Origin of the sequence: Sphingomonas sp. CFBP 13728 (assembly GCF_014841895.1) — a bacterium.
GTDB lineage: Bacteria > Pseudomonadota > Alphaproteobacteria > Sphingomonadales > Sphingomonadaceae > Sphingomonas.
Genome location: NZ_JACYUS010000010.1, coordinates 39,579 through 51,988, shown reverse-complemented (window position 1 = coordinate 51,988; position 12,410 = coordinate 39,579). Strand labels below are relative to the sequence as shown.

Genomic DNA, 12,410 nt, shown 5'->3' with positions numbered 1-12,410 from the left:
TTCGACTGCGGCCGGTTTCCTAGGAAAGACTATGCGGCAAGCGGTCGTTACTGATGGCCTATAAAAATTTTGGGCCAACAATTGACACTGAATGAACGACCGAAGCTGGGAAGCGAGCAGGGCGGCCTGAGCGTCCGCTTGTGGGTCTCGCTCCCTCCGTTAGGCAATGGTCTTGGCACCGAGATGTTGCACTTGTCTCCAGGGTCATCGGAACGCATTCGTCATGGGACACTAACCCTGTACCGTAAGAGCATGGCTTCCCATGCGCACTTCATCATCAAGCCGGACCGAAGGGCGACAATGTCGCTCTCTAATCAAGTTTGCGACAACATCCGAACGGCGATCGACGACGGGCGGCTGGAGATTGGCGCGCGCCTGCCATCAGTCCGCGATCTGGCAAGCCAGCTGGGTGTAGCTCGAGGAACCGTGCAGGCTGCTTACGATGCGCTGGTGTCTGAATTGCTGCTGAGCACCGCCGGTTCGGGCGGCACCCGCGTGATCGCCAAGCCTCCCCGCCATGCTTCCACGCCGAGCGAGCCGATCGTCCGGCCGCTCTCGACGATGCTGCGCGGCTTTTCGCTAACGGCGTTGCCCTTTCAGACCGGCGTGCCGGCGCAGGATGCGTTTCCGACAAAGCTCTGGGCCGGCCTGCTCGGACGTGCGGTCCGCGATGATGCGATGACGCCGACGACCTATCCCGATCCGCGCGGGCACCCTGCACTGCGCGCGCAGATTGCCGCCTACCTGGCGATCGCGCGAGGTCTCCGTTGCGTGCCCGACCAAGTCATCGTCACTGTGTGCTATCGCGGTGGGCTCGCGCTGGCGTTGCAGGTGCTGGGCGCATCGGGGCAGCGCGCCTGGATGGAGGAGCCGGGCTACCCCATAACCCGCATGGGACTGGAGATGGCGCGCGTCGGCCCGGTCGCCGTGCCCGTTGACGGGGAGGGGATCGACGTTGCTGCAGGAATAGCGCTCGCGCCCGACGCCAGGGTCGCGATCGTCACGCCAGGGCAACATTCCCCGCTGGGCGCGACTATGAGCCATGCCCGGCGACGGACGTTGCTGGACTGGGCCGAGGCGGCCGACGGTTGGATCATCGAGGATGACTATCTGGGGGAGCTCCAACTTGGCGCGCGCGCCGCGCCGGCGCTGGCAAGCGCCGATACCGCGGGGCGCGTGATCCATGTGGGCAGCTTCAGCAAGACGTTGAAGCCCGGGGTCGGAATCGGCTTCGTCGTCGCGCCGATGGCGCTCGCCACGCGCTTCGGGCAAGCGGCGGCAACCTTGGGGCCGAGCTTCTTCGCGCCGTCGCAGCTTGCGATCGCTCAGCTGCTCGCCGAGGGTCATTACCTGCGTCACCTGCGCAATATGAAGCGGCTCTATGCCGAACGGCTTTCCGCGCTGCACCGTGCGCTCGAGGCGGATTATCCGCTAGAGACCGTCGCCGGCCCGATCGCACTCCTGAGATTGCCACAGGGGATCGACGATATGGCGCTGGCGCGGCGAGCGCCCGAACTCGGGATCGCGCCGTCGCCGCTGTCGCCTTGGTATCAGGATCCCGAGCGCCGTATGCCGGGGTTGTTGCTGAGCGCAACGAACCTTCGCCCGAACAGGGTCGACGAGGCGGTCGCCGCCTTACGACGACTGCTGGCCGACCGAGTATGATGATCTTGGCCTAGTCGCTTTCGCGGTTCTTGGCTCTACGAGCCTGGGCCAACGCCCTGCTACCTCCCGTCCTACAGTGAGCCGATGCCGATCCGGCGGGCCGCTTTGCAAAAGGTATCGGGACATGAAGATCGTCGTTATCGGGGGCTCTGGCCTCATCGGTTCGAAGCTCGTTTCGCGTTTGGAGGCAGCGGGACACGAGGCCGTCGCCGCGTCGCCGAACAGCGGCGTGAACACGCTGACGGGGGAGGGCCTCGCCGAGGCGCTGGCCGGGGCGGAAGTGGTCGTCGATGTCGCGAACTCACCATCGTTCGAGGATGCCGCGGTGCTCGCATTCTTCGAAACCTCGAGCCGCAACATCCTTGCTGCCGAAGCAGGCGCGGGCGTCCGGCACCATGTCGCGCTGTCGGTCGTCGGGACTGAGCGCCTTGCCGACAGCGGCTATATGCGCGCGAAGGTCGCGCAAGAGACGCTGATCCGCGCGTCGGGCGTGCCCTATACGATACTGCATTCGACGCAGTTCTTCGAATTCCTCGGCGGCATCGCGCATTCGGCCGCAGCGGGCGAAGCGATCCAACTGTCGACCGCCTTGTTCCAGCCGATTGCGGCCGATGACGTCGCGGACGCGCTCGCCACGATCGTCGTCGCGCCGCCTGCGAACGGGACGATCGAGGTGGCGGGCCCGACGGCGTTCCGGATGGATGCGCTAGTGCGTCGCTATCTCGAGGCGACCGGTGATGCGCGCGGCGTAGTGGGGGAGGCCGACGCGCTCTATTTTGGCGCGAAGATCGACGACATCTCGCTCATGCCCGCGGCCGGAGCGCATATCGGCGCGACTGACTACGACACATGGTTCGCAGGCCGGTGAGCCGCGTCGTCCTGGGCATCGCGATCCTGCTGGGAGTGGGCGCGGCCGCAAACGGCGGCTTCATGCTCGCCTCGCCCGTGAGCTGGTATTTCGCGGTTCCCGGCGTCACCACGACCGGACCATTCAACCAGCATTTCGTACGCGACATCGGGTTGATCTTCCTCGGCGTCGGCACGGCGTTCCTGTCGGGGGCAGCACGTCCGATCCATCGTTCGGTTTCCTGGGGGGCGGCCGCGATCTGGCTCTCGGGGCATGCGCTCTTCCACGTCTGGGAAGTGGCAGTCGGGATCTGTGGTCCGTCCGCGCTGCTTCGTGATTTCCCTGCCGTGACGCTTCCCGCTGTGTTGGCAATCGCGATCACCGTCCATGCCGTGTCTCACAAGGAATCTATTCGATGAAGCTCTATTACAGCCCGCTCGCTTGCAGCCTGGCCGACCACATCGCGCTTCGAGAGGCGGGGATGGCGTTTGAAGCCGAACGCGTCGATTTGCGCATGTTCCGCACGGCTGGCGGCGAAGACTTCGCACGGATCAATCCGAAGAAATACGTGCCGGCGCTCATTCTCGACGACGGCACGATGATCACCGAGAATCTAGCGGTTCTCGACTGGATCGCGGGCGAGACGCCTGCGTTGCAGATCGGCGGCGCGATGGGGCGGACGCGGGTCATCGAGGCGCTGACATATATCACGACTGAGATTCACCGGGCGTACAAGCCGATGTGGCACGCCGGTAGCGCTGCCGACAAAGCGAGGGCAGGCGATACGGTGCTCCGCCTGATGCAACCTCTTTCCGATGGCTTGCAGGGCGACTATCTGTTCGGGGCCACGCCGAGCGTCGCCGACTTCTACCTGTTCGTCATGCTGCTCTGGGCGGATCGGTTTGCGCTAGATCTGCCATTGCCGCTACTCGGCTTGCGGGAGCGCATGAAGGCGCGGCCCGCCGTCCAGGCGGCCATGGCCGCGGAGGGGATAGGTTGATCCGACCGTCATCACTTAGCGATAGCTGAGGTCCCAGCAGCTCACCATTCCTCGACCTCTCGTATCGCCCGTACGTGAAAAAATGTCCGATTGCGGGAAGCGAGTTGAGGGGCGTGAATGGCCAGAACTGGGTCTTCTAGAGGGACGTACCGAAAGCCCCCTACCCAAGCCTGAGTGTACTCCCAAATTCCCGTTCCGCAACAAACTCGGGTAATCATCTCTTGGGTGGGGGCTGATAAAAGGTTGCGGGAAATGGTGCCTGCTTTGCTCCTGAAGGGGCTCGCAGCCGGGCTTGGAAACCTGCATCAGCGCTCAGTGGAATCTGCATTCCATTCGTTCCCTCCAGCAGCGCGAACAGCTTCGTGCTCAACCGCGCGGCCAGATCCTCGTGCCCCGGCTTCGCCAGAAGGTTGTCGTTCTCATGCGGATCCGCCGCCAGATCGTAGAGTTCGTCCAAGTCCCAGATGCCATGGAAGTGCATGTACTTGTACTGCTCCTCGCGCACGGCGTGCACGGTGGGCGTCTGCGGGAAATTGTGTTCCCAGTAATATTCGTACAGCAACTCATCGCGCCACGGGGCCGCCTTGTTCTTGGCGAGGGGTAACATGTCGGCGCCGGCCATGTGCGCGGGGGCCTGCAGCCCGGCAGCGGCGAGCATGGTCGGTGCGATGTCGATATTGGCGACGACGGCCTCGACCTTGCTACCGGCTGGAAACAGCGATGGGCACCGCGCGATCATCGGGATCCGCATCGACTCTTCGTACGCCGCCCGCTTGTCGATCAGGCCATGTTCGCCGAACATGAATCCGTTGTCGCCCAGATACAGGATCAGCGTGTCGTCGAGCTCGCGGCGCTGTTCCAGCAGCTTCAGTATGCGTGCCAATCCCTCGTCGACCGCCAGCAGCGTCTCCATGTAGCGCTTGTAGTAGTCCGCGATGTCTAGGTTGCCGTGATAGGCGTAGTCCACGCCGTGCCAGCTGTTGCGCTGGTTCTCGACCCACATGGGACGCCCCGGCATGCCCGGCTTCATGTTTTCGGGGTAGCGGAACGTCTCCTTGTCGTAGCGGCCCTTGTGACGGTCCGCCGGGATGAATTCCGAATGGACCGCCTTGTGCGCGAGGTGCATCATCCAGGGCCGGTTGCCGTCGCGCTTGCCGATCCAGTCGAGTGCGTAGTCGGTCAGTTCGTCGGTGATGTAGCCCTTCTGCCGGACGTGACGGCCATCGACGTTCAGGCCATCCGCACTGGGGAGATACGTGCCTTGGCCCTTGAAGCTGACCCAGTGATCGAACCCCGGCTGGGGTGCGTCACCCTCGGTCCCCATGTGCCACTTGCCGATGAACGCCGTGTCGTAGCCCGCCTGCTTCAGATATTGCGGGTAGAAGACCAGCCCGGGCGGGATTGGATGGTTGTTGTCGACCACCTTGTGCTGGTGCGCATACAGGCCGGTGAAGATCGATGCGCGGCTCGGCGAGCACAGCGCGGTCGTCACGAAGGCGTTGGTGAAATGGGTGCCCTCGCGCGCAAGCCGATCAAGTGTCGGGGTGTCGCCGAAATCCTGGGCCTTCATGAACCCCATCGCGTCGTAGCGGTGATCGTCGGTGAGCACGACGAGGATGTTCTTCGGCTTCGATCCAGGGCGTCGCGCAAGCCGGAGGTCGGGCTTCGTCTGCGGCGTCGCCGCCTGGGCCGCGGCAGCCCACGAGTAGAGGCTGAAGGCGCTACCAGTGCCTGCCAACAGTACGCCGCGCCGATTGATCGAGTCAGTCATGGTCTTGTCCTGCTTGGGCGCCCCGGTCTTGGGAGCCGCCGATTGTCGGGCGTGTTAGAAATTGACGCGAACACCACCGAAGAGGCGTCGACCGGAGTCGAGATAGTTTGCTGGAAGGCCGGTCGTGTATTCGACGATCTCGTCGCGATCGAGGAGGTTCACCGCCTCCACCACCACTGACACCTGCGGCGTTACCTTCAGGCTGACGCTGCCGTCGAGCGTGCCAAACGCGCGGTTGACCCGCCCCATCACCGGCGCCACGGCTGCAGCGGCAAGGTAGCTGCTGCGCCAGGAATAGGAGACGCGCGCACCGATGGGACCCTTCTCGTAGTAGCCGATCAGATTGTAGTTGTGCTTGGACGCGGCCGTCAGCTGGGTTGGGTCGCTGTTATCGATGTACGTGTAGTTCAGGACAGTGCCAAACCCGTCGAACGGCTTGGGCAGCCAGGTGAAGGCCTGCTGGAAATACAGTTCCACCCCCTTCAGATCGACACCGGAGCCGTTGACCAGCTGACTGACGGTGAAGTCGGTCTGCAGCGTCGTGCTGCCTGTAGTCCGGATATAGGTCACTGGCAGGGACTGGATGCTGATTTCGCGGCGGATCAGACTTTCCAGGTTCTTGTAGAAGAAGGAGGCGCCGACGAGCGCGTCACGACCGAAATAATATTCGATCGTCGCGTCCGCGTTGTTGGCTCGAAAGGGATCGAGATACGGATTGTTCTTCGTGACCGTGAGACCGGTGCCGTTCGCCGTGGTGGTCGGTGATATGTCGCCCAGGTTGGGTCGCGATATGGTCCGTGACGCCGAAACGCGGAGCTGCAGTTTGTCGGTCGCCTCATATTTGAGGTTCAGGCTCGGCAGATAGTCCCAATAGGTGCGGTGCACCGCGAGCGGCCCAGCCGCCGGCACGCGCGTGATCATGCCGGTCTCGACCTCCACGGTGATGCCGTTGAGATCGGGACTGACGCCGCGCGTGGTCTGGTCTGTTCGGACCGCGCGGAAGCCGACATTGCCGGTCAACTTGCCAAATGCGATGTCGCTGCGCGCGTAGAGTGCCAGGGTTTTTTCCGCGACGTCGAGGATACCCGTCGCGTCGTTGGTATACGTGCCGGCCGCAATAAGCTGGTCCTCGGTGAGTCCTTTAACGAACGACTTCGCGTCCGACCCCAGCCACTGCCGCGGGAAGGAGGCGTCCCCCGAATAGCTGCCAAGGAACGATCCGGACCCAGGTTTGATCAGGATCATGAACGGCGCGGCGCTGAACGAACCGGCCACCGGTCCAGCGGGGAGGCCGCCGTAGAGCTGGGATACGCCTGCAGCGGAGATCGTCAGCGTCTTGTTGTCTTGGTAGAGTGCGCGATCGACGTATTTCGCGCCGGCGCGCAACGATGTGATGCCCCGGTCGCCGAGGTCGCGCCGGATATCCAACTTGGCATCCCATAGGCGATCGCGGGTGACGCGGTTCAGTTCGCCGTTGAGGCTCAACAACCTAAAATTGTTCGGGTCGAGCCGTCGCTGGTCGAAGCCGTCAAGATAGGTGATGCTCGGAATGTCATCGCCGGGATTGGCGACGACGCGCGCGGTACCGTTGATGCTGTCGGCGATGTTGAGCGTGTTACGTCGCTGGCGCGAGCTCTGGGCGGAGCCTTCAAGGACGACCGTCCAGTCGTCGTTGTGAAACTTGGCTCCCCCCACGAGCGAGCGGATGTAGCCGCTGCGATCCTGGTAGCGGCCACCGTTGCGCAGATCGAGGCCGCTTACGGTGAAGTCGGTTGCTGTCTCGACGCCGTCGAGCACCTGCGTTGAGGACGCCACGACGCCCGACGACCCGGCGAAGTTCTGGAAGTTCTCTTGGCGCACGGCCTCGACGTCGACGCGCGTGTAGAAGCCGTCGACGTACAGATCGACCGTGTCGGTGGGTCGATACTGCAGCGATGCGAGGCCGCTGAGGCGACGGTTGTTCTCGGTAAACATGTCGTGGATTATCAGACCTGGAATGCGCACGAGCCGGTTCGGCGTGATCACGCCATCGCCGTTCAGGTCGTCCCCGCCTCCGCCAAGCGGCACGCCCTGAGCTTCGGTGACGGTGTTCCAGCCGGTTTCGACCTGATGCGTCTGCGGGCGACGTTGCGTGTAGGATCCGCCGAGAGTTACGCCCAATCGTCCATCGAGAAAGCTATTGGCGAACAGACCTGAAATCCGCGGCGACGCCTTCCCCGAATTGCTCTCGTGTTCAGCCTGGGCGGAAAGCGCGAACACGCGTTTTCCAAGGTCGAGTGCACGTGGCGTACGGATGTTGACCGTTCCAGCGAGACCGCCGTCATCGAGATCCGCAGTTGGCGACTTGTAGACCTCGAGCGTCCTTACGAACTCTGAGGGAAGCGCGGAAAAGTCGAACGAGCGTGAGAAAGGCGTGAATAGGTCGTTCAACGCATTCGGGACGCTTCGACCGTTCAGCGTCACAAGCGTGAACGTGTCGGGCAATCCGCGGATGTTGACGCTGCGGCCTTCGCCACGAGTCCGATTGATCTGAACGCCGCTGATGCGCTGCACGGACTCCGCGACGTTCACGTCCGGGAACCTGCCGATGTCTTCGGCACTGATTACGTCGACGATACTGTCCGCATCGCGTTTGATCTTCACCGCCCGCTCGATGCCGCTCCGTATCCCAGTGACGACGATATCCTGGCTGCCCGTATCCGTAGCTAGGTCGCCTGCCGAAATACCTGAACCAGTCTCTCCACCCGGTTGCGGTGCAACCTGGGCAAGGGAACCGGTCGGAAGAAGGAACGCGGCTAGAGTGCTGGCTTCTAGAAGCCACTTTGTTCGAACTGGCATATGTTCCCCCGTTGGGGCCATAATCCTACCAGCGGGCTAGGAAATGCGAGAAAGGTTTCCTTCGCAGAGTCCAACTGGTGGTTCAGGCTCACCCGCTCCCATGCAGTTCGGTCGATTAGCTAACCTCAAAGGGGCTTCAATATGTGAACGGATGTCCGAAGCTGGGAAGGGGGTAAGGCCCCGTTTAACGGCCATAAGTGGGTCACCGCTACATCAAAGAAAGAGGATAAACTGCTGTTTAGCGGCCGCCTGCGTTCTGAATTACTGAACTCGAACGTCATTGGGTAAGGTCTGATACGGATTGCTTATCAGGTCGTGATGAAACCCCAACCTTTTCTGGTGCTTTATCGCCACCCCGCATCGACAAAGTAGTCATGACCAGTGCACATTTTTGCATCGTCCGACGCGAGAAATAGAACTAACGCCGCAACATCGGCTGGTTGCACTCTGCTTTTTAGGCACTGTGCAGAAACGATCGCTGCCTCACCCTCGGGCGTATACCATAGCTCTTGACGGGGTGTCTGAACGTTGCCCGGTACGATCGTGTTCACTCGAATGTTATCGCTTCCGAGATCACGCGCCAAGCCACGAGTAAGGCCTTCGATGGCGGCCTTACATGTTTGGTAAAGGACGAGCTCGGGCAAGCCCAAGTGCCAACTTATCGATCCAAAATTTAGGATGACACCACCGCCGGCACGCTTCATCGACGGAGCAACAGCTTGGGCTGCAAAGAACTGATGGCGAAGATTGACGTTCAGGCGCTGGTCCCAATACTCGGGCGTCACGTCCTCAAGCGCGTGTCGATCGTCGTTGCCGGCGTTGTTGATGAGGATGTCGATCCCCCCAAGGGATTCGGCAAGGTCCGTGATCGCCGTCTTCAAATTGGCAAGATCGCTGAGGTCGCAGTGAAGGTAGAGAGGGACATACGCCGCGTCGGAACTCAGGCGGGAGACCAGGGCCTTGCTGGCATCGTCCGCGATGTCGACGAAAGCGACGCGACATCCCTGAGCGACGAAGGCTTCCACGAGACCTTCGCCGATACCGGAACCGCCCCCCGTGACGAGAACTCGCTTGCCCGAAAGGCTAGGATAGATCGCACGGACAGTGGCGAAACTTAAAAGAGATGACATGCTGTTGGTCTCCAGCGGTGACGCCTGGTCATCTGGGCGCCGCAGGTCAATTTAGATCGGATTCCGAGTAGTATCGGTTCCGCAGTCCGTTCGAAGATGCTCCGGCGAAGGCGATAGCCGTCACCGGAGATCACGCCTAAAGGCGGATACGGACGCCAGTTGTTATGTATCGGCCAGTAACGTCGTAGATCGAACGGAACGTCGAGATGGCGAGACCGGGATTCGATCCGATCGCGGTGATCGGATATCCCCGGTCGAATAGATTGTTCACCGTTGTGAAAACCTGGAATGTTCCGGACGCTGTCTTGATATCGTAGCTTAGGTTTAAATCGGTATATGCGACGGCACCGACCTTGTTCTTGTCGTACACGAAAATCTTCGAACGATTATAGCTGCCGATGTAGCGTTCTTGCCCACTGATCGTGAAGCCGCCGTTGGTATAGGTCAGATCGAGCGTGCCCCTCCATTTCGGCATTGGAAAGGGCTGGTTCCCGGTATCGGAGAAGTCGGCGTTGCCAGCGTATTCGAGCGGGGCGGATCCGGCAACGCTCTGCGAGGTGTAGCTAAACAGCCTCGTCGTCAGCAGCCGGCTCGAAAGGCTGCCGCCGAACAAAGACGTCCGGTACGACGCTTCCACGTCCAGCCCCTTGGTGCGGACACTGGCGACGTTCGTCTGGAATATGTTGACTCGGCTTGGGAAATTTGCGGCCGAGGTGTTGGTCGGGCCGAGTGGCCTGACGACTTGGCTGCAGACCGGGCTGGCGTAGTTGCTGTTGGCGCAAAGGTCGAGCACCTGGACGCTCGTATACTGGCTGGCGATCGCGTCCCTGATCCTGATGCGGTAGTAGTCCGCCGAGATCGCGAACCCAGGCAGGAACGTCGGCTGGAAGACCAAGCCGGCAGTCAGCGTCGACCCGATTTCCGGCGTTAGGTTGGGGTTGCCTTGATTCACCTCGTTGTACTGGGCGAGCTGGTTGGTGAGCTTGTCCGAGTAGCTCTGGACCCGCAAAGAAGGGCCGGCGAACAGCTCGTAGAGGGTGGGTGCCCTGATATCGCGCGACAGGGTCACTCGCGCCTTAAGGCCTGCGCCCGGTTCATAAGTGCCGCCCAATTTCCATGTCTGGACCGAGCCGGATGTGGAATAGTCCGTGTACCGGAACGCGCCGTTCAAATCGAGTGACTTGCCGATGACGGAGTCCTTGGCAAGCGGCAGGACGATCTCGCCGAAACCCTCCTTGATGGTGTACCTGCCCTTGGCGAACGGGACGTTGGTGAACGAGAATGCGCCGGCATTGGTCGGCACGCCTCGGATGCCGGTGAAGTCGGGTGGCGTCGCCGGGTTGCTATTGCTGACCTGATCCAGCGTCTGACGGCGGTATTCTCCACCGACGACTATCGATACCGGACCAGCCCAAGTCGAGAACGGTTCTCCCGAAATGCTTCCCTGCGCGTCGTGCATGGTGTTGGTCGCGCGCCAGAACGTCTGCTGCATCACATACGACATCGCCGCTTGCGACGCGTTTCCGACGCCGAGGACGTTGAGCGGAACGCAGCCGTCCTGCAGGCCGGGATTGGTGACGGTGATCCGGCACGCGATCTGCCCTGCCGAATTTCGCACGGCGTCGACCGCGGCGTAGTATCGCGGCAGGTTCAGATCGCGTGCCGACGAGTTCAGGCGAGTCCAGCCGTAGGTGTAGTTCAGGTCCCATTTGAAGCTGCTGCTGCCGAACCGTCCGTCCAAACCCGCGGTGCCGATCGCCGACTGGGTCTTCTGCCGCGCCGAATAGAAGGGGAAGTCGGCGAGGAAACGGCCCGTCGTGAAGCTGGGCGTCGCTCCAAGCAGAGAGCGATCTGCCGGGTTCAGGAACGCGTTCTCCGCAAAGATCCGCGTGCTGGCGGTCGCACCGTTGCGCGTGACCGGCTGCGGCGAGTCCGAATTCACCGCTCGGTTGTACGTTCCTTGGACGTAGGCGGTGATGTCGCTGCCCAGGTCGTACGATACCCGCCCCAGATACTGCTCGGTCGTCGCTGCCGCGCTCAACGTACTCCGATCCGCTGGGAAGACCGTCCCATCGCCACCGAACGCCAGACCCGCGCGACCCGTGGGCGTGCCGGCGTTGAAGGGGCCTACCCGACCGTTCGCGAGGAATTGCTGCCCCCGGAGCGGTCCATCCACGATGTAGCCGCCATCGGCTACCGTGGAGAACCGCACGTTGGCGACGTTCCTGAAGGGATCGGCCGTAGTGCCGGAACCGATCACCGCATAGTTCTCGTTGATACCGGCGCGCGACGATTTCAGTGCGATGCCATCCGAATGATATCGCTCGGCACTGCCGATGACATGAAGCCTGTCGTCCAGGAAGCTCTTACCAAAGGCCGCGCCAATCCGCGTCGATCCGCTGTCGCCGCGCGTCGAGATGCCGGCCTGTCCGAGCAGCTTCAGGCCAGTGAACTTCTTGTCCAGCACGAAGTTGACCACGCCGGATACCGCGTCCGAGCCATAGGCGGCGGACGCGCCACCGGTCACGACGTCGACCCGCTCGATCAGCAGTTGCGGTATCATGTTGGCGTCGGTGCCGCCCGCGTTGCCCGTCGGCGGCAGGCGGAGCCCGTCCTGAAGGATCAGAACGCGTTGTGGGCCAAGGGAGCGCAGGTTCAGGTAGTTTCCCGTCCGTACCCGCCCGGCGTTCGAGCCACGATCCTGTGCGTTGCTGATCGACCCGGTGAAGACGGGCAACTGGTTCAGCCCGTCCGCCAACGTGCCAGGGGCCTTCGCATTCAAGCTGTCGGTGGACAGCATCGTCACGGGGGTCGGAGCCGAATAGCCGGCGCGCGCGACACGCGATCCGGTGACGACGATGTCCTCGACCGCAGTGGCGGCCGGATCGTCCTGTCCGGACTGCTGCCCTGCCGATGCATCAGCTGTGGGGCGCGCATCGGCCGACGGTCCGGCGGCCACCGTTGCATCATCGCGCTGAACGGCCGGCGAGATTGGCGCTTGGTTCGTCTGCGCCTCCGCAAGAGGCGGAACCAGGGCGCTGCTTGCGAGCAGTGCGATTACGAGACTCTTGTTCATGCATCTCTCCCCTATCGTGCGGCTTCGTTGGCCGATCCGTTCGTTGCGCACGGCCTTTCGGAAACGTGCGGCGAACACCGCCT

The 12,410-nt window shown here is 62.3% G+C and carries 8 protein-coding genes; 4 read left to right on the top strand and 4 right to left on the bottom strand.

The window, feature by feature from the left end:
• Positions 1-252 precede the first annotated feature (252 nt).
• The 4 genes from pdxR to IFT67_RS19815 all read left to right on the top strand — a co-directional run bounded on the left by pdxR (position 253) and on the right by IFT67_RS19815 (position 3,512).
• Positions 253-1,665 (top strand): MocR-like pyridoxine biosynthesis transcription factor PdxR, encoded by a 1,413-nt coding sequence (gene pdxR / locus IFT67_RS19830; RefSeq protein ID WP_244647637.1) that lies wholly within the window; start codon positions 253-255, stop codon positions 1,663-1,665.
• A 124-nt stretch (positions 1,666-1,789) separates the two neighbouring features.
• Positions 1,790-2,533, top strand: coding sequence for an SDR family oxidoreductase (locus IFT67_RS19825; RefSeq protein ID WP_192239814.1), 744 nt, complete (start codon positions 1,790-1,792; stop codon positions 2,531-2,533).
• Positions 2,530-2,931: a hypothetical protein gene (locus IFT67_RS19820; protein ID WP_342450659.1), complete on the top strand. Its 402-nt coding sequence runs from the start codon at positions 2,530-2,532 to the stop codon at positions 2,929-2,931. Before IFT67_RS19825 ends, IFT67_RS19820 begins: the two co-directional genes overlap by 4 nt.
• Positions 2,928-3,512, top strand: a complete 585-nt coding sequence (locus tag IFT67_RS19815) for a glutathione S-transferase C-terminal domain-containing protein (RefSeq protein ID WP_192239812.1) — start codon at positions 2,928-2,930, stop codon at positions 3,510-3,512. The genes IFT67_RS19820 and IFT67_RS19815 overlap by 4 nt, the downstream gene beginning before the upstream one ends.
• Positions 3,513-3,726: 214 nt before the next feature.
• On the opposite strand, the gene IFT67_RS19810 is transcribed toward IFT67_RS19815, so the two are convergent.
• The 4 genes from IFT67_RS19810 to IFT67_RS19795 form a co-directional block, all read right to left on the bottom strand.
• Positions 3,727-5,283 (bottom strand): sulfatase family protein, encoded by a 1,557-nt coding sequence (locus tag IFT67_RS19810; RefSeq protein WP_192239811.1) that lies wholly within the window; start codon positions 5,281-5,283, stop codon positions 3,727-3,729.
• Positions 5,284-5,337: 54 nt separating this feature from the next.
• On the bottom strand, positions 5,338-8,121 hold the full coding sequence (locus tag IFT67_RS19805; protein WP_244647635.1) for a TonB-dependent receptor: 2,784 nt from the start codon (positions 8,119-8,121) through the stop codon (positions 5,338-5,340).
• A gap of 344 nt (positions 8,122-8,465) precedes the next feature.
• A complete protein-coding gene (gene xylB / locus IFT67_RS19800) occupies positions 8,466-9,251 on the bottom strand; it encodes a D-xylose 1-dehydrogenase (protein ID WP_192239809.1) in 786 nt (261 codons plus the stop codon).
• A gap of 136 nt (positions 9,252-9,387) precedes the next feature.
• On the bottom strand, positions 9,388-12,327 hold the full coding sequence (locus tag IFT67_RS19795) for a TonB-dependent receptor domain-containing protein (protein WP_192239808.1): 2,940 nt from the start codon (positions 12,325-12,327) through the stop codon (positions 9,388-9,390).
• Positions 12,328-12,410: the final 83 nt, after the last annotated feature.